This window comes from Rhizobium sp. CG5 (genome assembly GCF_023701945.1).
Classification (GTDB): domain Bacteria; phylum Pseudomonadota; class Alphaproteobacteria; order Rhizobiales; family Rhizobiaceae; genus Allorhizobium.
The window spans coordinates 209209-232029 of record NZ_JABAEF010000006.1 but is presented as its reverse complement, the minus strand read 5'-3'; the positions used below and the strand labels follow the sequence as shown (position 1 = coordinate 232029).

Annotated in this window: 21 protein-coding genes; 6 read left to right on the top strand and 15 right to left on the bottom strand. The window is 63.5% G+C overall.

Annotated elements, in window-relative coordinates:
• Positions 1 to 9 precede the first annotated feature (9 nt).
• Both HGO38_RS12505 and HGO38_RS12500 read right to left on the bottom strand, forming a co-directional pair.
• On the bottom strand, positions 10 to 1335 hold the full coding sequence (locus tag HGO38_RS12505) for a sigma-54-dependent transcriptional regulator (RefSeq protein ID WP_250956214.1): 1326 nt from the start codon (positions 1333 to 1335) through the stop codon (positions 10 to 12).
• Positions 1328 to 3322 carry a sensor histidine kinase gene (locus HGO38_RS12500; RefSeq protein WP_250956213.1) on the bottom strand — a complete coding sequence of 665 codons (1995 nt, stop codon included), beginning with the start codon at positions 3320 to 3322 and terminating at the stop codon, positions 1328 to 1330. Before HGO38_RS12500 ends, HGO38_RS12505 begins: the two co-directional genes overlap by 8 nt.
• A 471-nt stretch (positions 3323 to 3793) precedes the next feature.
• On the opposite strand from HGO38_RS12500, the gene HGO38_RS12495 reads away from it, so the two are divergent.
• Genes HGO38_RS12495 through HGO38_RS12485 form a run of 3 tightly spaced genes read left to right on the top strand, consistent with a single transcriptional unit; the run spans position 3794 to position 7318 of the window.
• The gene (locus tag HGO38_RS12495) at positions 3794 to 4453 is read left to right on the top strand and encodes a 4Fe-4S dicluster domain-containing protein (RefSeq protein WP_250956295.1); all 660 of its coding nucleotides are present in this window, start codon (positions 3794 to 3796) and stop codon (positions 4451 to 4453) included.
• A gap of 4 nt (positions 4454 to 4457) precedes the next feature.
• Positions 4458 to 6083 carry an FAD-binding protein gene (locus tag HGO38_RS12490; RefSeq protein WP_250956212.1) on the top strand — a complete coding sequence of 542 codons (1626 nt, stop codon included), beginning with the start codon at positions 4458 to 4460 and terminating at the stop codon, positions 6081 to 6083.
• Complete coding sequence (locus HGO38_RS12485) at positions 6080 to 7318, top strand: complex I 51 kDa subunit family protein (RefSeq protein WP_250956211.1); 1239 nt, start codon at positions 6080 to 6082, stop codon at positions 7316 to 7318. The genes HGO38_RS12490 and HGO38_RS12485 overlap by 4 nt, the downstream gene beginning before the upstream one ends.
• Before the next feature lie 155 nt (positions 7319 to 7473).
• Here the strand turns inward: HGO38_RS12485 and HGO38_RS12480 are convergent, their stop codons facing one another.
• From HGO38_RS12480 to HGO38_RS12430, 11 genes are all read right to left on the bottom strand, one after another.
• Positions 7474 to 7611 (bottom strand): YjiS-like domain-containing protein, encoded by a 138-nt coding sequence (locus HGO38_RS12480; RefSeq protein WP_250956210.1) that lies wholly within the window; start codon positions 7609 to 7611, stop codon positions 7474 to 7476.
• A gap of 188 nt (positions 7612 to 7799) precedes the next feature.
• Positions 7800 to 9227: a hypothetical protein gene (locus tag HGO38_RS12475; RefSeq protein ID WP_250956209.1), complete on the bottom strand. Its 1428-nt coding sequence runs from the start codon at positions 9225 to 9227 to the stop codon at positions 7800 to 7802.
• Between the two features lie 2 nt (positions 9228 to 9229).
• Positions 9230 to 10831 carry an FAD-dependent oxidoreductase gene (locus tag HGO38_RS12470; RefSeq protein WP_250956208.1) on the bottom strand — a complete coding sequence of 534 codons (1602 nt, stop codon included), beginning with the start codon at positions 10829 to 10831 and terminating at the stop codon, positions 9230 to 9232.
• The gene (locus HGO38_RS12465; RefSeq protein WP_250956207.1) at positions 10831 to 11283 is read right to left on the bottom strand and encodes a hypothetical protein; all 453 of its coding nucleotides are present in this window, start codon (positions 11281 to 11283) and stop codon (positions 10831 to 10833) included. The genes HGO38_RS12470 and HGO38_RS12465 overlap by 1 nt, the downstream gene beginning before the upstream one ends.
• A complete protein-coding gene (locus HGO38_RS12460) occupies positions 11280 to 11975 on the bottom strand; it encodes a phytochelatin synthase family protein (RefSeq protein ID WP_250956206.1) in 696 nt (231 codons plus the stop codon). The genes HGO38_RS12465 and HGO38_RS12460 overlap by 4 nt, the downstream gene beginning before the upstream one ends.
• Positions 11972 to 12277, bottom strand: coding sequence for a c-type cytochrome (locus HGO38_RS12455; RefSeq protein WP_250956205.1), 306 nt, complete (start codon positions 12275 to 12277; stop codon positions 11972 to 11974). Before HGO38_RS12455 ends, HGO38_RS12460 begins: the two co-directional genes overlap by 4 nt.
• 8 nt (positions 12278 to 12285) lie before the next feature.
• Positions 12286 to 13836: a multicopper oxidase family protein gene (locus HGO38_RS12450; RefSeq protein ID WP_250956204.1), complete on the bottom strand. Its 1551-nt coding sequence runs from the start codon at positions 13834 to 13836 to the stop codon at positions 12286 to 12288.
• 317 nt (positions 13837 to 14153) lie between these two features.
• Positions 14154 to 15068 (bottom strand): dihydrodipicolinate synthase family protein, encoded by a 915-nt coding sequence (locus tag HGO38_RS12445; RefSeq protein ID WP_250956203.1) that lies wholly within the window; start codon positions 15066 to 15068, stop codon positions 14154 to 14156.
• Between the two features lie 127 nt (positions 15069 to 15195).
• On the bottom strand, positions 15196 to 16338 hold the full coding sequence (locus tag HGO38_RS12440; RefSeq protein ID WP_250956202.1) for a M24 family metallopeptidase: 1143 nt from the start codon (positions 16336 to 16338) through the stop codon (positions 15196 to 15198).
• A 57-nt stretch (positions 16339 to 16395) separates the two neighbouring features.
• A complete protein-coding gene (locus tag HGO38_RS12435; RefSeq protein ID WP_250956201.1) occupies positions 16396 to 17652 on the bottom strand; it encodes an NAD(P)/FAD-dependent oxidoreductase in 1257 nt (418 codons plus the stop codon).
• Positions 17653 to 17698: 46 nt separating this feature from the next.
• Positions 17699 to 18415 carry a GntR family transcriptional regulator gene (locus HGO38_RS12430; RefSeq protein ID WP_250956200.1) on the bottom strand — a complete coding sequence of 239 codons (717 nt, stop codon included), beginning with the start codon at positions 18413 to 18415 and terminating at the stop codon, positions 17699 to 17701.
• Between the two features lie 177 nt (positions 18416 to 18592).
• Between HGO38_RS12430 and HGO38_RS12425 the strand changes: the two genes are divergently transcribed.
• Together HGO38_RS12425 and HGO38_RS12420 are read left to right on the top strand one after the other, a co-directional pair.
• Complete coding sequence (locus tag HGO38_RS12425) at positions 18593 to 18865, top strand: DUF6522 family protein (RefSeq protein WP_250956294.1); 273 nt, start codon at positions 18593 to 18595, stop codon at positions 18863 to 18865.
• Positions 18866 to 19019: 154 nt separating this feature from the next.
• Complete coding sequence (locus HGO38_RS12420) at positions 19020 to 20384, top strand: amidase (RefSeq protein ID WP_250956199.1); 1365 nt, start codon at positions 19020 to 19022, stop codon at positions 20382 to 20384.
• Between the two features lie 54 nt (positions 20385 to 20438).
• Here the strand turns inward: HGO38_RS12420 and HGO38_RS12415 are convergent, their stop codons facing one another.
• Entirely contained in the window at positions 20439 to 20807 is a 369-nt protein-coding gene (locus HGO38_RS12415) for a hypothetical protein (protein ID WP_250956198.1), read from the bottom strand.
• A 299-nt stretch (positions 20808 to 21106) separates the two neighbouring features.
• On the opposite strand from HGO38_RS12415, the gene HGO38_RS12410 reads away from it, so the two are divergent.
• Positions 21107 to 21706: a DUF922 domain-containing Zn-dependent protease gene (locus HGO38_RS12410; protein WP_250956197.1), complete on the top strand. Its 600-nt coding sequence runs from the start codon at positions 21107 to 21109 to the stop codon at positions 21704 to 21706.
• 84 nt (positions 21707 to 21790) lie between these two features.
• Here HGO38_RS12410 and HGO38_RS12405 read toward each other — a convergent pair whose 3' ends face one another.
• Positions 21791 to 22816 carry an ABC transporter permease gene (locus HGO38_RS12405; RefSeq protein WP_250956196.1) on the bottom strand — a complete coding sequence of 342 codons (1026 nt, stop codon included), beginning with the start codon at positions 22814 to 22816 and terminating at the stop codon, positions 21791 to 21793.
• Between the last annotated feature and the right edge of the window lie 5 nt (positions 22817 to 22821).

Below are 22821 nucleotides of genomic sequence, written 5' to 3'. Positions count from 1 at the left end.
GGGTTGGGGTTAGACGTCTCGGGTGCGGATCTCGTATTTCTTGATCTTGTCGAACAGGGTGGTCTTGGCGATCAGCATCGCTTCGGCCGTTCGCGAAATATTGCCGTCATTGCGTTTCAACTCCTCGATGATCAGGCTGCGCTCGAAAGCGTCGACCGCCGTCGTCAGCGGCACCGGTCCGTTTGCGGCTTCGTGGCCCGGTGCGGTCTTGAGGCCGAGCACGAAACGTTCCGCCTGGTTGCGCAGCTCGCGCACATTGCCCGGCCAGTTATGCGCCATCAGTTCGCGCACCAGCGGATCCTTGATGTCCGGAGAGGGGCGATTGAGCCGGAGGGCCGCCTGGCTGACGAAATATTCAAACAGCATCGGAATGTCTTCGCGCCGCGAGCGCAGCGGCGGCAGGTCGATGGTGACGATATTGAGCCGGAAATGCATGTCGCTGCGGAATTTTCCTTCCTCGGACAAAGCGAGCAGATCGGCCTTGGTGGCGGCGATGACGCGGAAATCGACCGGTATCACCTTGTTGGAACCGAGCCGCTCCACGACCCGTTCCTGCAGCACGCGCAGGAACTTCACCTGCATGCCCATCGGCATGCTTTCGATCTCGTCGAGAAACAGCGTTCCGCCATCGGCATATTCGATCTTGCCGATGCGTTGCTTCGTGGCACCGGAAAAGGCGCCGGCCTCGTGGCCGAAAATCTCGCTCTCGAACAGGGTTTCCGGCAGGCCGCCGCAATTCAGCGCCACGAATGGACCCTTGCGGCCGGACAGGTCGTGCAGGCAGCGGGCGATCAGCTCCTTGCCGGTGCCGGTTTCGCCGAGGATCATCACGTCGGCGGGAACCGCAGCGACATCCTGCACCAGGGCGCGCAGATCGGCGACGGCCTGCGAGCGCCCGACGATGCGGCTCTCCAGCCCACCGATCGCGGCCAGCTGCCGGCGCAGATGGCGAACCTCCATGGCGAGCCGGCGCTTTTCAAGCGCCCGCTGCACGACGCCGACCAGCTGCTGCGACTGGAACGGTTTCTGGATGAAATCGTATGCGCCCTCGCGCATCGCCTGAACGGCGGTCGCCACGTCGCCGTGACCGGTGATCAGGATGACCGGCAGATCCGGATCGATCTCCATCAGCTTGATCAGGAAGGCCATGCCGTCGATGCCCGGCAGGCGGATATCGGTGACGACGACGCCGGGGAAATCGCGCACCAGCGACAGGTCCACAGCCTCGACGCTCTCGAAACCTTTGGCATCCAGGCCTTCAAGTTCCAGGGCCTGCAGGCAGCCGAGCCGCACGTCTTCATCGTCCTCGACGACCAGTACCCGGTAATCATGCATGCTCAGTCTCCGGCGCGTCGGCCCTCTTGAGGATAATCTTGAACACGGCGCCGCCGTTGCTACCGTTTGTGGCGACGAGATCGCCGCCGAAATTACGAACGATGTCCTGGGAGATCGCCAGGCCGAGGCCGAGGCCATTGGTCTTCTTGGTGGTGAAGAAGGGCTCGAACAGCCGGTCGAGGACGGCACTGCTGAGGCCCGGGCCATTGTCGGCGACCTCGATGACCGGGTGGCTGTCCTGCCAGCCGGTGCGAACCCTGATTTCCGCCTCGCCGTTGCCGGCAACCGCATCCATGGCATTGCTGATCAGGTTGACCAGGACCTGCTCCAGCCTGACGGCTTCCCCGAACCCTTGAATGCCTTCATCAGGCACGGAGAGGGTGATGCGCACATGCTCGGTTTTCAGCCGGTGGCCGAGAAGGGCAACAGCGCTGTCGATGGATCGCCCGAGGTCGACGGCGGTCTTTTCCCCGTCGGAACGCCGGGCGAAGGAGCGCAATTGACCGGTCAGCACACCCATGCGCCGCACCAGGTCGCAGATGCGTTCCAGGTTGAAGCGGACCGTGGCGTGGTCGTTGAGCTCGAGAAACCGGACGGCATTTTCAGAGAGCGTGCTGAGGGCGGCGAGCGGCTGGTTGATCTCGTGTGCCAGGCCTGCCGACAGCTGGCCGATGACCGCGAGGTTTTCCGTGCGGATCAGCTCCTCCTGGAAGGTCTGCAGACGGCGCACGGTCTGGATGCGCTCTGCCACCTCGTGCCGAAGGCCCTCATTGGCCGTGCGCAATTCGGCGCTGCGCTTGTCGAACTGATGCTCGAGCCGCTTATAGGCTTCCTGCAGGGCCTCGCGGGCCCGCAACCGCTCCTGGGTGGCCATGCGGCGCTGGTTGAACACATGGAGGCTGAGGGATGCCAGTATGATGACGATGGCGGCAATGATCCCCTGTGCCATGGCGAGCCGCCAGATCTCCGAGCGATCGGTCAGCACCGCGATATGCATGGAATCGCGCGGCAGGTCCCCGGAGACGGCCAGGTAGTTGTGGCTGCCGGTCGCATCGTTCATGCGGACATAGAAACTGCCATCCGCCAGTCGATTGGTCGGCGCCCAGGTGAGGGGCTCCAGGCTGTGCCTGTTATACTGTTGGTTTTCCAGAACCTGCGCGGCCAGCACCGGATCGATCGCCCCCAGCGTGTGATATTTCCAATCCGATCGCGACGACAGGATCACGACATTGTTGCTGTCGGAGACGATCACCGGCTGTTCGACATCATCGAGCCAGTCCCTTTCCAGCTGCTCCAGCCCGATCTTCACGGCGATGACGCCGAGGCGCCGTCCGTCCTGCTCGACAGCGGTTGCCAGATAATAGCCCGAAGCATTGCCGGTTGTGCCAATGCCGTAATAGCCGCTGATGGAACCGGCCTTTGCCTGCTGGAAATAGGGGCGGTAGGAAATGTTGCGACCGATGAAGCTCGGCGGCTGGTTCCAGTTGCTGGATGCAACGATCACGCCGGAGGGATCGATCAGGTAGGCATGGGCTGTACCGGCGGACCGATTGAGATCGGCGAGATAGCGGTTCATTGCGTCGACGGCGACCGGGTTCTGCGGCGCCTGGAGGAAATCGATGACGTCGCGGTTCATCGAGGCGGTCAGAGGCAGAATGCCGAACTTGTCGATCTCGCGCTCCAGCCGGCCGATGAAACGGGTCAGCTGGGATTCAGCCTTGCTCCGCAACGCGTCGACGCCGCTTCGCTCGGCCTGGAGATAGGCAAAGCAGAAGCCTGCCGCTGCGATCACCAGCGTCAGCAGGATCGAAATGCAGATTGTGCGGCGCCGGAAATTTTTGACGCAATCCAGATCGGCATAGGTGGCCGGATCCAACAGATCGCTTTCAAGCTGGCGGCATGTAACACTGCAACGGCCGGCATAACGACACGGAATGGTCGTCGGCACGAATGCCGAAACGCTTCCCTGTTCCTCGAATGCGACCATCGAATGATATCCTTCTGCTGTCCAAGTCGGCGGAAATTAACAGAGATCAAATTTAGCGCTTTGATCCTGATCATGTGCCGGGACGTTCCTGGCTATTCTCCAGCAAGCGGCATGCCAGGCCTTTTTCCCCGCGCAAGTTATTGAATTTAAACGATGTCATCTGAGGCTCCCGGCCCGGGGCGTTCGGATTTCCGTGCTTTGCTGATGGAATACGTTCGGTTTCCCGAATGCGCACGAACGGCAGCGGCCTTGCTTGCCGTTCGGTGATCCGAACGGCGTTTCTCGGCTTTGGTCGGTTGCCCGGACAAAAGCCGGCGGCAACAGTCAGAGGGATTTTAGAAAAGCTATATAAAACAATTGCATAGGTTATTTTCTAGAGCCTGGCACAGTGGTTGCAAAGCCTTTGGCAAACCCTTGCCGTGACTGTCGCCTACAGTCCGGGCAGGGCAAAGGAGAGCAATCGTGAGCAACATGATACATTTGACGATCGATGGCGGGCCTGTAGCGTCGGCCGGGCCGATGTCCATCCTGCAGGCGGCAACCCGTGGCGGGCGGGCCCTGACGGCCAATGTCGGCTGTTTTGGCCAGGGCGTCTGCGGGGCTTGTCGGTGCATGGTGCGCCGCGAGGGCGAACGGGAGGTCTCGACCGTTCTGGCCTGCGAAACGCCGGCCGAAAACGGCATGCAGGTGAGCTTCATCGACTATTTCACCCCGGACCGCCCGCACCGCTACGACGTATCGGAGATCCGCGACAGCTGGCGCTTTGCCGATGCCGTCCAGGAGATCTTTCCCGAGGCGGCCCATTGTCGCCACTGTGGCGGATGCGACCGGGCCTGTCCGAAGGGGCTCGACGTGCAACGTGGCGTGGCGCTGGCGGTCGATGGCGATTTCGCCGGTGCCGGTGACATTTTCGACCAGTGCGTGATGTGCAACCTGTGCACGCTGGCCTGCCCGGAGCGGATCTGGCCGAACCATCTCGGGCTGATGGTCCGCCGGGTGACGACGGCGCTGACGCTTCGGCCCGTCGACCTGATGCGCAGGCTCGGCGAAATCGAGCGGGGCGAGGTTACGATCGACCTTGCCGGACCGGATCGCCTACAGGCTCCAACCACTGCCAGACAGGAGGGCTGAAGCCATGGTCGACACGATCCCTTTCGAAACGGCGCTGGCCCGGCTTCAATCTGCCGCGGTGCTGCCGATGCGCGACGGTGGGCTTGCCACTGAGCAGTTGCTGGCGGCCTTTCATCCCGACCATGGACCGGACGCCAAGGCGATCCTGCGGGTCGGCGCCAATCGCGGCGCGGCCTGTCATCCGGCGCTGGCCCGCTTGCTGGAATCCCGTTCGCTGATCGACGATGTCGATCTGGCAGCCACGCTGCCATTGCGCACCGACGTGCTGGTGATTGGCGGCGGTGGCGCCGGTGCAGCAGCGGCCCTTGCCGCCGCCGCGGCCGGTGCGGAGGTTGTGGTGGCCAACAAGCTGCGGATCGGAGACAGCAATACCGTGATGGCCGAAGGCGGCATTCAGGCGGCTGTCGGCGAGGACGACAGTCTGCAGCGGCACTTCGACGACACGGTCAAGGGCGGGCATTTTGTCGCCGACCGCGATCTGGTGGCGCAACTGGTCGGGGACGGACCGGAGATCATCCGCTGGCTGATCACGCTCGGCGTCTCCTTCGACCTGGCCGAGGGCGGGCCGGTCGGCGGCCGGCTGATGCGCAAGCGGGCCGGCGGCACGACGGTGCCCCGCGTTCTGAGCCATCGCGATTTTACCGGGCTGGAGATCATGCGCACGCTGCGCGAAACCGTGGAACTCGATCGCAACATCATGGTCATGAACCGCTTTCCGGCGGTCGAGCTGTTGTCGGACGAACGCGGCAATTGCGCCGGTGCCGTGCTCTACGATCTCGAACACCGGCGTTTCCGGGTGGTCCGCGCCGGCGCCGTCATCCTGGCGACCGGCGGCGCCGGCCGGCTGCATCTGGCCGGGTTCGCGACGTCCAACCATTACGGCGCCACGGCCGACGGGCTGGCGCTGGCCTACCGGATCGGCGCGACCCTGCGCGATCTGGACTCCTTCCAGTATCATCCGACCGGCATCGCCTATCCCTCGCTGTTTGCCGGCGGACTGGTCTCCGAGGCGGCGCGTTCGGCCGGCGCGCAACTGGTCAATGGGCTTGGCGAGCGCTTCATCGACGAACTCGCCCCCCGCGACGTGGTGACGGCAGCGATCCTGCGCGAATGCGCGCAAGGTCGCGGCATCGAGCGGCAAGGTGCCAAAGGCGTGTTTTTGGACATCCCTGGCCTGCTGCGGCAAAAGCCCGACATCCTGGAAAAGCAGCTGGTGTCGCTCGCCCATCTCGCCCACCGCTGCCATATTGATCCCAAGATGGAGCCGCTGCTGATCTACCCGACCCTGCACTACCAGAATGGCGGCGTGGTGATCGACAAGAGCAGCGAGACGGAGGTGCCGGGGCTCTATGCGGCCGGCGAGGTGGCCGGCGGCATCCACGGACGCAACCGGCTGATGGGCAATGCCCTGCTCGATATCCTGGTGTTCGGCCGGCGAGCCGGCGCTGCCGCTGCCGCCCGCGCCAAGGGGCGCGAACAGAGCAGGGCCGGTCTTGCCCATGTCCACCAGTTCCAGCGCGAACTCACCGAAGCCGGGCTCAGCGACGTGCAAGCCTCGCCGCTCCTTTATCCGCCCTACGGCAATTTCGAACTCCGCCGCCACATGGCCGGCGACGGCAAAGGTCGATGATCATGGAAAAGCTCAATTCCGTTCTTCTCAATCCGAAATACAAGCTCGGCGCCAATCTCGACGGCTGGCGTGCGGTCGGCGGCGGCGAGGGACTTCTGGCAGCCCTTGCACGGCCCGACGAAATCCTTTCGACGCTGGAGCAGTCCGGCCTGCGCGGCATGGGCGGCGCCGGCTTTCCGACCTGGCGCAAGTGGACTGCGGCGGCAGAGGCCGTCGGTGATGAGAAATATGTGGTCTGCAACGGCAATGAGGATGAGCCGGGCACCTTCAAGGACCGCCACCTGCTGCGCTGGACGCCGCATCAGGTGATCGAGGGGGCTCTGATCGCCGCCTTGGCCATCCGCGCCAATCGCGTGGTATTCTACATCAACCCGCACCAGAGCGAAGGCCTGGCCGAAATGTGTCACGCCGTGGCGGAATGGCGGGACAGCGATCTTCTGGGGCTGATCGAGACCGTGATCGGCCGGCCGGTCTGCCTGACGGTGACGCCGAGTTCCGGCCGCTATATCGGCGGCGAGGAAACGGCCGTGGTCTCGTGGCTGGAGGGTGGATTTCCCTTTCCGCGCCGCAAGCCGCCATTTCCGGCCGACAAGGGCGTCGGCGGGTTGCCGACGCTGATCAACAATACCGAGACATTCGCCAATGTCGTCCATATCCTGCGCGAGGGTGCTGCGTGGTATCGCGGGCTCGGCATTGGCAATGCCGTCGGCACCAAGCTGTTTTCGCTGTCGGGCGACGTGCTGAAGCCGGGCCTCTATGAGCTGCCGATGGGAACGAGCCTTGAGGAGCTGGTCTTTACCCATGGCGGCGGCATGCTGGACGGCAAGGCCTTCAAGGCGGTGTTCACCGGCGGCCCTTCGAACACGCTGCTGACGGCGCGGGATCTCGATGTGGCGCTCGATTTCGACTCGGTGCGCAGCCGCAACTCGCGTCTTGGTACCGGGGCGATGATCGTCATTTCGGAAGGCACCAGCATCGTGCGCAAGGTCGCCGAGTATATCGACTTCTTTGCCGGCGGTTCCTGCGGTCAGTGTCCGTCGTGCAAATGCGGAACTTTCCAGATGGCCCGCCTGCTGGAGCGGATCGCCACGGGATCCGGGTCACGGGACGATGTGAGGGCGGTGGACAATCTGTGCGCCATCCTGCCCGGCAGCGGGCGCTGCGCGCTGATCGACGGTGCGGTGACGGTGGTGGAGAGTTCGATGCGGACGTTTCCCGAGGAATACGGCCTTTGAGGCGCGGTCACTGCTGGAAAAATCAGATGTAAGGCCTCGGATGGGCTTTCAGTCGGGCGGGGAACTTTTCCCGCCCTTCAGCGGCCGGACTTTTGTCGACGGCCGCTCATCTCTTGTCCTGTACTCGATTGCCGGCTTGAACGCCGCCAACCGTCTTACTTGCCGGCAACAGCCGAGTGGATACGCGAACGGGAAATGCCGAGGTCGCTGAGGGTGCGGTCGTCAAGGGCGGAAAGTTCGCGGATGGCGCGGCGGCGAGCGGCAAAAGCCTGGATTTTCTGGCGAATTGTCATTGTCTTGTTCCTTTGTTGATGCCCATAATATGACCATTCCTGCGCCCAATTAGTAGGCATAAGATCTCATTGCAGGCATGCAGAAACGCCGATGCATCCTTTCTATCCTATGAATTCGGCACATGCCGACAGACCGGCAACGGTCTGAAGACGACTGATTTTGCTTGCAAAGACGCCGGCCTGCCCGGTTATGATGCCGGCAGAGAGGGGCCAGGCCGCAGCCGCCGCGTGGCGACATAGGCGCCGAGCCGCTGGACCAGCAGGCCGAGGGCCAGCAGCACGGCGACGACCTGGGCCAGGAACACCGCCTGATAGGCAGTGGTTTCATCCAGGCCCGACAGCTTGGCGGACTGGAAGACGATTTCCAGCAGCTCGATGCCGACTTCGGTTCCGAACATGATGATGAAGGCAGGCGCCAGCATGACGAATTTGTTGCCGCCGCTGGCGGCAATCACCGATCCGACGACCACCGTGGTCGCCATGCCCATGCCGATCGCCGAAACGATTTTCGAGGCGTAGAAGAGACTGACCTCGGTGCCCTGGTAGCGATAGAAGACCGTTGCCACAGTGCCGGCCAGCAGCAGCGGCACCGAGAGCCCAAGCAGCGTCGGGGCAAGCGTGGGCCAGCGGGTCAGCGCTGCACCCGTGGCGAACACCGCCAGCACCTGGCAGCCCGCCCCGATGGTGGCGCGATTGGTGATCAGCTCCGAGGAGCAGAGATGGCGGACCAGATAGGCCGTGTCGTAAAGCCCCGTCGTCGGGATCTGCAGGATGAACAGCACGATCAGCAGGAAGATCGCCGCAGAGGGCAGGGTGGTGCCCGGCGGGATCCATTTGCGGCGCTGCGACACCATATAGGCGGCGACAATGAGGAATACGCCCATCAGCGACAGGCTGACCACGCTGTCGATGCCGGCAAAGGTATTGGCCGTGGTCCAGGCCTCAAAGGCGAGGACCGCGAGGATGAAAACGACGACAGGCTTCCACGGCGTCGTGCCTTGCCCGGCTGCCGGCGGCTCGACAGGCTTGCCGTCGAAGACCAGCGGCACGATCGCCAGGAAGATCAGCGGCAGGGCCGCCAGCAGCAGGAAATAATTGCCGATGCCGATATCGAAGGCGACATAGCGCACCAGTTGCGGGGCGATCAGGAAGGCAATCGGCTGGGCCGCCGTCCACACCGTCATCAGCACGGCCCGCTTGCCCTCGCTGTCGGCCAGCGAAATCGACAGCTGGGCGAGCGGCGCGAAGAAGGCCACCGAAAAGCCGCCGAGCGCAAAGCTGGCGATGACGACGATCTCGCGCAGATCGAGCGCCGGATCGATATGCATGGTGATGCCGACCGTGGCGTAACACAGCGATGCGAAACCGGCTGCCCAGACGGCGACGCGCCGGGCCGTTGTCACGGAAATCGCAAAGGGCGCCAGCGCCAGCGCGATCACCGCGCCACCCAGCAGCACTTCGACCAGCACGTCCGTCTTTTCGACCGATATGTCGAGGAAACTGGCAAACTCGCCCTGGGACACCGAGACCGACATGGTGCCGATCGACCGGATGCCGTTGCCGAGCAGGACGAAGAGGGCCAGGATGAGCGTCTGGAGCACAAGAAACTGTTTCACGTCTAGTCCTGCAGGTTCGCCATGACGCGATCGGCGGCCCGGATGGCAAGGGCGGCGATCGTCAGGGAAGGGGCGTTGACTGGGGCGGTCACATGGCTGCTAGACCCGAGAATGTAGAGATTGCGGTGATCTTGGGACACCAGATCGCGATCGACAACCGAGGTCTTCGGATCGAGGCCCATGCGGGTTGTACCGCCAATGATCGCGTTGGAGAGATAGGGCTCGTTCGACTGCACCTGCGTGGCGCCCATGGCGGCAAAGATCTGCCGGTTGACCTCAAGGCCGGCCGCGATGCCCGACTTGGTATAGTCGTCCATACGGAAGGTGATCTTGGGCTTTGGGATGCCGGCGCTATCGCGGATATCGGCAAGCTCGATGCGGTTATTGCGGTCGGGAAGCACTTCTGCCGAGGAATTGAGGCGCAGATGCCGCGATACCGTGTCGTTGATGCGGCGCGACAGCTCCTGTCCGAACACGCCTTGCGCAATCAGCGTCTTGGCCAGGCTGGTGGCGTCCGAATTGCCCGACCAGCCGCTGTTCATGAAGGAGGTGCCGATCGCCGCCCGCTCGGTGCGGAACGGACCGTCGCGCATCTCGATCAGGCCGCCGGTCTGCTGCGGCCCGCGATAGGGGAAGACCGGGTCCGGCGTCAGGCCCCAGCAATCCTGGTTTGCCTGGGTCAGCAGATAGCGGCCGACATCGCCGCTGGAATTGGCAACGCCGTTGGCAGCCCCTTCCTGCGCGGAATTGAGCAGCAGGCGCGGGTTCTCGATGGCATGGCCGCACAGCGCGAAGACATCGCCTTCGACCCAGAAACTTTCGCCATCGGGCCGGCGCACCTTGACGCGTTTGACCTGGCGGTCCGGGCCGATCTCGATGAAGGTGACGAGCGCGTCGGTGACGATGCGGGCGCCGGCCTGCTCGGCCTTTTCGGCATGCACGGAGGCATCGTATTTGGCGCCGATCGGACAGATCGGCACGCAGGTATTGTTGCCGCAGCAGACCGGCCGATTGTCGAACAGTTCCGAATTGCGGGCGTGGGAAAATGGTCCGGCGGTGAGACCCAGTGTGGTCAGCGCCTTCTCCACCTGGCGATCCATGTAGCTCATCGGGATCGGCGGCATCTGGTAGGCGCTGTCGCGCGGCGCGCCCCAGGTGAAATTGGGATCGCCGGACACGCCCCAACGCTGTTCGGCCTGCTTGTAATAAGGGACGATCAGGTCGTAGTCGATCGGCCAGTCTTCGGCCACGCCATAGGTCGATTTCATCTTGAAATCGACCGGACGCAGGCGATCGGCAAAGCCGGTCCAGTGCCAGCTGGTGCCGCCGTAAAGCCGCAGATAGGCACCGATGAAACGATCCGGTCCGGCCTGCACATAGAAATCGTCGTAGGTCTGGTCTTCCGGATGCGGTGCCGAGGCGACGCTTGGATAGGGCGATTGCGGGCCCTTGACCGGATTGTCGTAGAAGGTCTTGAGATTGTCGGCGCGGCTGCGGCGCGGGCCGGCCTCCAGCACCAGGACATCGACGCCCTTCTGGGCAAGGCTGTAGGCCAGATGGGCGCCGGCCATTCCGGATCCGATGATGACGACCTTGGCGCGCATCACATCTGCCCCGGCAGAGGGGCGTTCTGCCAATGACCGAAGGCCGGCCCACCGCATAGGCCCGGCGCCGTGGCGAAGGTCAGCGATGCCCAGGCCAGACACCAGGGATAATAGGCAGCCGTCGTCACGCCGTCTTTTGTCACCTCGCCGGTGTAGAGCAGCTTGGCGACGAAGGCGACCTGGGCCTTGATCTCGTCGGATGCCGCAGCGATCCTTGCGTCGAGCGCGCCGCCGGACAGCGTGTGGGTGAAGGTTACTTGCGCAGGTGCGCCATAGGTCGCGACGAATTCCTTGTTCACCGCGGCCAGCAGATAGGACGAGATGTCGCCGACGCCGCCGATCTGCCGGACGACATTGTCAAAGCTGATCGAGCCGGACCCCAGCCCATAGGCCTCGGCCGCGGTCGGCGCCAGCGGGATTGCGGCCAGAAAGGCGCGGCGCGACAGCTTCATTTGGTCACCACGACGAGGCCGCGGGTCTTGTTCGATCCGCTGTCGATGGTGTTCATCGCCGCATGGAGATCGGCAACGGTCATCCAAACCGGCGGATATTTGTACTTGGCGACATCCAGCACCAGGACGCGGTCGGTCTCGACGTCATAGGCGGCGATCGGTGAAATGTGGCCGTCGCCGTTCTGGCCGATCGGCTTGCGGGAATAATTGGCGACCAGGCGGGTGTCGGGGGCCGCGAGCCCGGCCTTGATCAGCTCCCGCAGGGCGGAGACGTCGATGCTGTCGGCATGGTGGAGTTCGGCCTTGACGCCGAGATTGATGAAGAACTGCACGAGCTGTTCCAGCACCAGCCCGTCGCGCTCGACCATCGGATAGGGCTTCACCGCCTGGTTTTCCGGCGTGAACACGGCGTCCTGGGTAAACAGGCCCCAGGGAAACAGCCGCTGCGGCACGGGACGGGGGATGTCGAGACTGTTCAAGACGGCGGCAATGGTCGCCGGGCCGCAGAAGGTCAGGATCTGCTCGCTCTCGAGATAGGTCGCCAGCTTGAAATAAGGCGACTTTTCGTCCGCCTCGGCAAACAGCGTTTCGCCTGCCGGGTCCGTGATGTAGATCAGCGTATCGGCGCGGGCGAGGGACACTGACGCCATCATCATGGCAGCCAAGGTGATCAAGGTCCGGGTTGCAGTCATTGTTGGCCTCCGAACCACTGCGCCAGAGCTTCGATCTCGGCGTCTGTGGTGTTCTTGACGATTTCATGCATGACCATGGCCTGTCCCGCGGCACGCTTGCCGTCGCGATAGGCCTTCAGGGCATTGGCGAGATAAAGCGGCTGCTGGCCGGCGATGATCGGCAGGTCGGCCAGCGCCGGACGGCCATCCGACCCATGGCAGGACAGGCATTGCGCGCCAAGCGGTGGCATCGCGTCATCGGCCAGTGCCGGCGCGCCGGTCCATCCCGCGGTCAGAATGGCTGCTAACACCAATGCGCGCATCGACATCCCTAAGCCTCGATGTTGACATTGATCATCATGCCGGTGTCCTCGTGCGGCAGGATGTGGCAGTGCATGACATAACGGCCGGTGAAATCCGTGAAGCGCGTGCGGAAGCGGACCGTTCCTGACGCCGGTACCGACACGGTGTCGAGCCATGGCTTGCGCGGGTCCGGGACGCCGTTGGAATCCATCAGCTGGAACGGATTGACGTGGATATGCAGCGGATGCGGATAGGGCGTGGTGTTGACCAGCGTCCATTCCTCGACAGCACCAAGCTTGGCCGTCACATCGTCGCGCCGCGGGTCGAAGGGCTGGCTGTTGATCGTGAACTCGGTATCCTTGAAGAAACCCTTGACCTCCGACATGCCCAGCACGAACTTGCGCTGCATGGTGATTTCGCTGTCGGCGATGTCGGTGAGGATCTTGTTCTTCGGCAGGTCGCCGGCCGGAATGCCCCGTCCGAAAGGCTTGCCGGCTGCCACGCGGCTGTCATCGGCTGGAATGACGACGATATCGGCGAGCATGATCTCGTCCAGCGGCTGCTTGCCCTGGTTGAAGGCCGGCCGCAGCAGCTGGTAGGTGCCTGGCTTTGTCGTCTTGACCAGAAGATTGACGCGGTTACCCGGCGCCAGATCGACCGTGTCGACGATCTCAGCCCTCGGCAGCGGATTGCCATCGCGGCCGATTTCATAGAGTTCCAGTCCTTCTGCCGTCAGCGGCAGGAACTGCGCGTCGCCGGCATGCAGGATGCGCCAATGCTGGACCTCGCCCTCGCGCATGTAGATCCGCGGGCGATAGGCGCCGTTGATCAGGAAATTGCGCTCGCCATTGAGCGGCGGCCAGATCGGATCTTCGGTCGCCAGAACGCCATCGACGCCAGGGATCGGCGCCTGCAGGACCATGATGCGTTCGACAGCGGCGGCGACTTCCGGCACCGTATCCAGCGCGCCGCCGATGATCGCCATGCCGGCGGCACCCGAGGCGACCTGCGCGGAGACCGAGCCGTGGCGGTGCGGATGGTACCAGTAGTTTCCGGCGGGATGATCCTCCGGGATGCGCACGACATAATTGAAGTGGTGGCCCGGTTCGATCTGCAGATAGACATTGTCGCTGTTGCCGCGCGGGCTGACGTGGAAGCCGTGATAATGCACGTTGGTGGTGTTGAAGCGATTGGGGACGTTGAGCACCATGGCCGTCGTGTCTGGATTTTCCGGCATGCGGTTTTCAAAGGCGATCTCCAGCGTGTCGCCCGCCTTCAGCCGTAAGGTGGGCGCCGGCAGGCTTTCGTTGAAGATGCGCAGCTTGGCCGGTCCGCTCGGCAGAAGGACGTCGGCGATCGACATGAACAATCGGGTGCGCAGCCGGCCGTCGACCGAATGCACCTCGCCCGGATTGGCAAGGTCATCGGCGATGCCGAGCGGCGAGGCGGCCGGCGTCGTCTTGGCCGTGGCAGCACCGGCCGTCGTCCAGGGACAGAGGACCAGCCCGCCGCCGATCGTGGCGGTGCCGATGGACTGTTTCAGGAAGGTCCGGCGCGACAGGTAAGGATGGGAAATCACGCTGCTTCTCCTCAAGCATATCACGCAACCGTGCGTAAGCACGGGTGCTGACGGCATGCGTAAAAATATCGACCGAATGTGGAGTGCGAATCAGAACTATTCACACGCATTTTAGCATATGGAGAAGACGGTAGTCTCTTTAATGTAAGAGGACGATTAACGGCAGGCGCGCGAAATCTTCATTTTTCTGTAGCAATCAAAAAAAGTCAGAATCGGCAAGGTGCACTATGGCGGTCCGATGCAATTCTTAGGCTGCTCGCAATATGACTGCGCCCCGCAAGGCGGGGCGCAGAAAACCATTTCTGAAGACTTGGGCCTCAGGCGGCGCGGGCCTTGGTGAGCGAAGGCCGGGTCGCGGCGGCCTTTTCGACCATGGCCGTGACTTCGGCGCGGCGTGCGCCCGTCAGTGGCATACGCGGCATGCGAACCCGCTCCGAGCCGCGGCCCATGATCTGTTCGGCCAGCTTGATCGACTGGACGAGGTCGTGCTCGGCGTCGAGATGCAGCAGCGGCATGAACCAGCGGTAGATGCGGCGGGCTTCTTCCCAGTCGCCCCGGTCAGCGGCGGCAACCAGCTGCACGGATTCCTCCGGGAAGGCGCTGGTCAGGCCGGAGACCCAGCCCTTGGCACCCAGCATCAGGCCCTCAAGCGCTACATCGTCGAGGCCGGCAAACAGCTCGAAGCGGTCGCCGAAGACGTTGAACAGGTCGGTGAAGCGGCGCGGATCCGGCGCGCTTTCCTTGACGGCCTTGATATTGGCAACGCCTTCCAGGGCCTGCAGGACATCATAGCCAATGTTGACGCGGTAGGCCGGCGGGTTGTTGTAGAGCATGATCGGCAGGGACGTCGCCTCGGCAACCGCCTTGAAATGGGCGATCAGCTCTTCGGGCTTCGGAACATAGACCATGGCCGGCAGAAGCATCAGGCCGTCGGCGCCGAGCTTTTCGGCATCCCTGGCATAGGCGATGGCGCGGCGGGTATCGAACTCTGAGACGCCGGTGATGACGGGCACGCGGCCGGCGACGACCTCGACGGCGGCTTTCAGGATGGTCCGTTTTTCCTCCGGATCGAGCGAATTGTTTTCGCCGCAGGTGCCCATGACGATCAGGCCGTTGACCCCATCCTTGACCAGCGCATCCTGAACGCGCTGCGTATCGTCGATATCCACCGACATGTCTTCACGGAACTGCGTGGTAACCGCCGGGAAAACGCCGTGCCAACCTGTGCTCATCTCTTGCTCCTTCAATTGCATGAAATGTTCAATATACAAACTGTCGACAGAAATCAAGAGCACAAGAAAACTCCGATCGATCCCGCCTTTTTTAAAGGCGGTGTCCTCGGTCAAAGATCCGGATGGCTCAGGCGAAGGGTTCTGCAGGACCCTTGGCCGGCTGGGTAAACCATGCGGCCCCTGTTTCCGTCATGTGGATATGGTCCTCGAGGCGGATGCCGAAGCGATCGGGAAAGACCAGCATCGGTTCGTTAGAGAAACACATGCCTTCTGCCAGCAGCGTGGCATTGCCGCGCACGATATAGGGATGTTCGTGGATCTCCAGCCCGAGGCCGTGGCCGGCGCGGTGCGGCAGGCCGGGAAGACGATAGTCCGGGCCGAGCCCATGTTGGCCCAGCACGGCGCGGGCCGCGTCATCGAGGCTGTGGCAGGGCGCGCCGAGGATTGCAGCATCGTATACCGCCTGCTGCGCAGCCCGCTCGATGGCCCAGGCGCGGGCGAATTCGGCTTCGGGTTCGTCGAGCACATAGGTCCGGGTCAGGTCCGAATGATAACCGTCGATGCGGGTGCCGGTGTCGACCAGGATGACATCGCCGGGCGCCAGGACCTGATCGCCGTCGGCACCGTGCGGCAGGGATGTCGCCGTGCCAAAGGAGACGATACAGAAGGTCGAGCCGGCTGCAGCGCCGAGCGCAAGGTGCTGCTCGTCGATATAGCGGACAATGTCGGAGGCGCGGATGCCGGGTTTCATCAGGGCATGGGCGCGCTTCTGCACCTCCAGCGTCAGGTCCATGGCATATTGGATGATGGCGATCTCGGCTGGCGACTTGCGCTGCCGTAGGGCGCTGATCAGCGATCCGCCATCGCAAAGCCGTTCCGCACCGAAGGCGGATGCCAGCCGATGATAGAGGAACAGCGGCAGGGCGTCGTCGAGGGCGAGCGTGCCCTTCGGTCCGAGCAGCGAAGCGACCAGCGCCGCCGGGTTCTCTTGCTCTTCCCAGGTGACGATCTCGCCGGCAAGATGGGGCAGGGTTTCGACGCGGCTCTTCTCGAATGCGGGCACGATATAGGTGAGCCCCGCCGGCGTGATCAGCGCGCCCAGCAGGCGCTCGCTCTGGTGCCAGACCAGGCCGGTGAAATAGCGCAGGCTCTCCGACGATCCGAGCAGCAGAGCCGCGCAACCATCCGCCTCCATGCCGGCCCGCAGACGGGAGAGCCGCGACAGCCTTTCGGCATCGGTGATGAAGGCGGGCAGGGTCTTGAAGGGCATTTTCGGGTGTCCTGGAGTGAGGTGTTATACGTGCGGTTTGAAAGAAGCAGGGTGGGATCAGGCAAATCGGCCGGGCCGAAACGGCTCGACAGATATGGCGGGACTGCGGCCGCAGACCAAGTCGCTCACCAGTCGTCCGGTGGCCGCCGACTGGGTCAGTCCCAGATGGCCGTGACCGAAGGCGTAGACGACCGCCGGGCTCGCTTTGGACGATCCGATCACCGGCAGGCAATCCGGCATGGACGGGCGGAACCCCATCCACTGACTGCCGCCTTCGGTGTTCAGGCCCGGCAGGAAGCGGCCTGCCTTGGCGAGCAGCGCTTCGGACCGCCGATAGTTGGGGGGCAGGTCGAGCCCGCCCAGTTCCACGGCGCCGCCCACCCGGATACCCCGGGCCAGAGGCGTGACGACGAAGCCATGGTCGTTGAAATAGAGCTGCCGGGAGAGATTGAAGGACTGGCGGGGCAGGGTGGTATTGTAGCCCCTTTCGGTTTCCAGCGGTAGGCGATCGCCCAGACCGCTCGAAAGCGCTTTCGACCAGGCGCCGCCGGCAATGACCCCCTTGGCCGCTTCCAGCCTTTTGCCGCCTGCCAGCGTCACGATGGCGCCGTCGCCGGCCGGCTCGACGCGAACCGCCTCGCCCTTGCGGATCTCAACGCCACGGCTGGCGGCAAGATCGGCGATCGCCTTGGTGAATTCGTAGGGATCGGAAACCTGCAGGCCGCCGGGCGTATACATGGCGTGGCGAAACTGCGGGGCCAGGCCCGGTTGCAACTGCTCGATCTCGGCACGGCCGACGCAGGAAAAATTGAAACCGGCCTTGGCCTTTTCCTGCCAGTCATGGCTCGCAGCGTTGTTGAAACTGGCCTCGCTGTCGTAAAGATCCAGCGTGCCGGTGGTGGAGATGAAGCGGGAAAGCTCCGGCATCTGCGCGATGCGCTGCATCTCGGCGGCGGCGAGCTGCATCATCGCGGTCTGCACCTTCAACCCATGCCGGAAGGCCTGCGGCGAGCTGGCACGCCAGAACCGCCAGAGCCACGGCGCGATGCGCAGGGCGTAGGCCGGCGGAATGCTGAGCGGACCGAGCGGATCGACCAGCCAGCGCGGCGCCTTTTTCATGATGCCGGGGGCGGGGATCGGGATGATCTCCGGAAAGGCCAGAATGCCGGCATTGCCGTGGCTGGCGCCGCGTGCGACGTCGCCGCGCTCCAGCAGGGTGACCGATCGGCCGTCCGCCTGCAGATAAAGCGCGGACATCGCCCCGATGATACCGGCGCCGATCACCACCACATCGCATTTTCCGGCCGCGCTCATCGTTTGCTCCTGGACACGAGGTCTTTGCAGTTGAGTTCGAGGGGGATCAAAGGCCCGGCAGAAGAGCCGCCTTGCTGACGTCCCTGGCTATGTATTCCTGTATCTGGCGAACGATCTGCGCCGCATGCTCGATCACCAGCCGGTCGGCCTTGTCCACGTCGCCGGCCTCTATGGCAGCGATGATTTCCTCGTGCTCGTCGACATATTGCCGTGGCAGCCGATCATCGAATGTCGAATAATAGAGCCGAAGGATGCGTCGGCCCTCATCAAGCAGACGGGCAAAGAAGCTGGTATAATAGGGATTGCCGCCGAGCTCGGCGATCGCGACATGCAGCTCGCGATTGGCCTCGATCATCGCATAGGCATCCTGGGCGTCCACCGCGGCCGAAAAGTCGCGCTGATGGCGCCGGATTTCATCCATTTTGGCGGGATTGCGGCGCGACGCTGCTGCCCGCGTCGTCACCCGGTACATCAGCGTCAAGGCGTCGAAATAGGGAGGCAGTTCGGCAAAATCGATGATGGATACGATGGTATTGCGGTTCGGCAGCGTCGTTACCAGGCCTTCGGAGGCAAGACGCAGCAGTGCCTCGCGGATCGGCGTGCGCGACATGCCGAAACGCTCGGACAGGCGAACCTCATCGAGCGGGCTGCCCGGATCGAGCGTCATCGCCAGGATCTCGCGCCGCAATGCCGTATAGACGCTCTGCGTTCCGGAGCCGCGCGGCCGCCCGGCATCAAGCTTGTTGTCGTCACTATGGTCCATGGCTGTGCCCTATCCTCTGACAGGTGGTACAAAAATGCATGCAAGATGTCGACAGGAATTTGTCACCTGTGACGGAAAGGCACAAACTCTCTCCGGTCTGCCGGCATTCCTGTGTTACCGTGATGCGGACAGACCAGCCGCGGCCTGCCTGCAGGCAACGCCCTCGAAAGGAACATGATGCAGATCGAGCGCGATCCCAATGGCGATTTCATCCTCGAGCCGGGCGAACTGGCCGAACGCTTCGGGCTGAGCAGCGACGACTTCCGGCGCCGCATGCAGAAGGGGCTACTGGCCAGCACCGTCGAGGTGGGCGAGGGGGAGCATGCTGGCACATGCCGCCTCAGCCTGCGTCTTGGCAACCGCCTCTGGCGCGCCATTCTCGATTCCGAGGATCGCGTCACAAGCGAGGAGATGACCTTCGTCCGCGGCCAATTGCTGCCCCGCCCGTAGGGCGCCCGACTGCCCGCATGATCGATGGCTTTTTCGCACGGGATCACGGTCGCCCCGCCCTTGCGAATTCCTTTGGGATCTGGAACATCGCTGTATCGACAGTTTGAACCGGTGTGCCGAAGCTGCATCGCCGGCCAGCAGAAAGGACCGCGACATGGCCACTTCGAATGCAGGACGATCGGTCAGTACGCTATCGGTCCTCATCCAGTCCGGCGCACTCGATCCGGTGGCCCTTGTCGAAGAGACCTTCGCGGCGATCCAGGCATTTGACGACCAGACGATCTTTCTGAACCTGCTGAAGGACCGGGCGCTGGCTGAGGCGCAGGCGTCTGCAAAGCGCATTGGCGACGGCCGGTCGCGGGGCGCGCTCGATGGCATCCCCGTTGCCTGGAAGGATCTGTTTGATATCGAGGGGTTGGCGACCACGGCTGGATCGAAGGTTCTGGCCCATGCAACCCCTGCCGAACGCGACGCGGATGTGGTGGCAGCACTGGCTGCGGCCGGCATGGTCAGCGTCGGCCGGGTCAATATGAGCGAATTTGCCTTTTCCGGTCTCGGCATCAATCCCCACTACGGCACGCCGCGCAATCCGGCATCTGGCGATGGCGCGCGCCTGCCCGGCGGTTCATCGTCCGGATCCGCCGTTGCGGTCGCCGCCGGCCTGGTGCCGGTGTCGATTGGCACGGATACCGGCGGTTCGGTGCGCATCCCGGCCGCCTTCAACGGCATTGTCGGCTACAAGGCGACGCGCGGGCGTTATTCGATGCGCGGCGTGTTTCCGCTCGCCAAAAGCCATGACAGCCTCGGACCGCTCTGCCGCACCGTTTCGGACGCCATCCTCATCGACACCGCCATGCGCGGCGCCATCACGGCCGATGTCCGCCGCGGTGCATTGTCCGATCTGTCGCTGGTGGTGCCGGAAACCATCGTGTTCGACGGCGCGGAGCCGGGCGTCGTGGCGGCGTTCGAGGCGGCGCTGGCGAGGCTCGGGCGCGGCGGCGCAAGAATCCGCCGACAGGCCTTCCCGCTGTTTTCCGAATTGTTCGACCTGGCAGCGCGGCACGGGCCGATGGTGTCGGCCGAAGCGTTTGCCGTACACAAGGACCGACTGGCCGGACCTCATGTAGGAGAGATGGACCCGCGGGTCGCAGCACGGGCGCGGCTTGGCGAAAAGACCACCACGTCCGATTATCTGGCGCTGCTGGAGGCGCGGGAACGGCTGATCGCCGCATTCGCCGCAAGCCTTGCGCCCGGAGACCTTCTGGTCGCCCCAACCTTGCCGCATGTGGCGCCCTTGACCGAGCCTTTGCTTGGCGATGATGACCTGTTCATCAAGACCAATGCCAAGACGCTGCGCAACACGCTCATCAACAATTTTCTCGACGGGTGTGGTGTCTCGCTGCCCTGCGGAACGGGCGATGCCGGCATGCCGGTCGGGTTGCTGCTGTCGGGCCAGCGAAACGAAGACGAGCGGCTCTTATCGGCAGCCCTTGCCGCGGAAGCGGTTTTGCAGGGCTGATCATTTCAGTCGTCGGCGAGAGCCGGCCGAGACGCCTCGGCCGGTGCCGGATCTTCAGCGCATCGACGCGCCGTGCATTTTCATCGGGGGGCGGCTGGTGACGGGGCGGGCCCCATTGCCGGCCAGCGTCATGGCGGACGGACGGCCTTCGCCGAGCCAGCGCAGCACCGCATCGAATCCGTGCGGCGCAAGTTTGCGGGCAATATAGAGGCTCTCACCATGCAGATCGCAGTCTGCGGCGATTTTCGGCCAGTCGAGCTTGTCGCCCTGGCGCGGCGGCGAGGCCTTGCGGGCAATCAGGCCCAGCATGTAGCAGCGCAGGTTTTCGTAGTCGTTCGGCGGCAGGGCAGGAGCGAGCCGCTGCTCGCAGAAGGTGGAAATCTTGTTGTGGAAGGCCTGGGTGGAAACTCTTGATCGGGGCATGTCATTCACATTTCAGAACTGGGCTATGGCGGCAAATGCCGGACCCCGGCAGCTAAGGGAATTCCGTTAACGAAAGGTTGCCCCCGCATGCGCAGAGCTGGCAATCGTTAGCGATTTCAGGTCGGTGGGCGAGGCTTGGCGTTTGCCATGCTGCCGGGCGAGCTTGTTAGTCCGCCTCTTCCATTAAGTCTAGCACAACTCTTTGATCGAACGTCGGATTTGTTCGTCGCCGAGCGATTTCCTTCGGGCCTGAAACAATCTAGTCTGCGCAGCGATGCAGCTGTCGTAAGGAAAATGGCGTGAAATCAGGCATACGATCATGGGTTCTCGGCGCGGGTCTGGCCTTGTCGCCATGGGCCGCGCAGGCGGACTGGCAGGCCGTCGAAAAGGTGCAGCCCTATGTCATCGAGGGCAGTACCGGGGCCGAGCTCTATGCCTCGATCGGCGAGCGTGGCCCAAAACTTGGCATGGCCCGCGTCATCGCCCATACCACCTTTACGCTTACCTGGACCCGCAAATACGAGCCGCAGCCCGGCGGCGCCTGCGTGCTGACCACGGCCCGGCCGAAGCTGACCATCCTCTACACGCTGCCAAAGCCGGCGAAAAAGCTGCAAGGCGCTGTCGCCAGCCTGTGGGAGACCTTCATAACAGGCGTGCGCGACCATGAAAAGGTGCATGGCGAGTACATCAAGGATCTGGTCAAGGCCATCGAGACGACCAGCCTCGGCCTGACGGTGGCCGACGACCCGGACTGCAGCAAGATCCGCACGGAACTGACGAGCCGGCTGGGAAAGCTGTCGCAGGAACAGCGGCAGCGCAGCCGTGATTTCGATAAGGTCGAACTCAGCGACGGCGGCAATATCCACCAATTGGTGCTGATGCTGGTCAATCAGAAATAGCGTTGTGCCGCCGATGGCGGAATGACCTGAACCCGAAAAACGCGGCACTTTCGCGCCGCGTTTTTTGTCGGCTGGGGTGCTTGATTACGCCTTGGCGCGTTTCTTCTGGCGATAGACGTCGGCGACGACGGCGGCCACGATGATCATGCCTTTGACGATTTCCTGATAATAGGCATCCACTCTGAGGAAGGTGAAGCCGGAGGTCATCACGCCGAGGATGATCGTGCCGATGACCGTGCCGGTAATGCGGCCGGCGCCGCCGGCCAGCGACGTGCCGCCGATCACGGCTGCGGCAATGGCGTCGAGTTCATACATCACGCCCATGCCGGCCTGGGCGGTCTGGGCGCGGGCGGCGGTGACGACGCCGGCGAGGCCCGCCAGCATGCCGGCAATGGCATAGACCTTGATCAGATGGGCCTCGACATTGATGCCGGAGACGCGGGCCGCCTGCACATTGGCGCCGATCGCATAGGTGAACTTGCCGTAACGGGTGTAGCGAAGCGCGATGTGGAAGATGATGGCGACGGTGAGGAAGACCACGACCGGCCAGACGCCCGTGCCGATGAAGATGAAATCGTCATTGAGGCCGGAGACCGGCTGGCCCTTGGTGTACCATTTCGAAATGCCGCGGGCCGTCACCATCATGCCGAGCGTGGCGATGAAGGGCGGGATCTTGGTCTTGGCGATCAGCTGACCGTTGATATAGCCGGCAGCCAGGCCCGCCAGGATGCCGATCAGGATCGGGATGACGAAGGGCAGGTCGGTGAGACCGGGATAAAGCGCCCGCGGCCAGGTCGAGGCCTGGGCCAGACTGGCGGAAAACATCGCCGTCATGCCGACCACCGAGCCGGAGGACAGGTCGATGCCGCCGGTGATGATGACCTGCGTCACGCCGACGGCGATGATGCCGATCACCGAGACCTGCAGGATCATGATGGTCAGGCGCTGCTGGTTGAACAGGAAACTCTGGCCGACGAAGACCCAGCCGAGAATTTCGTAGATCAGTGCGATGCCGATCAGCACCAGCAGGATATTGGCCTCCGGCGGAATCCGGCGGCGCTGACGCTCAGGCTTCAGATCGCTTTCGGCTTTTGCCACGGTATCGTTCATTGTGT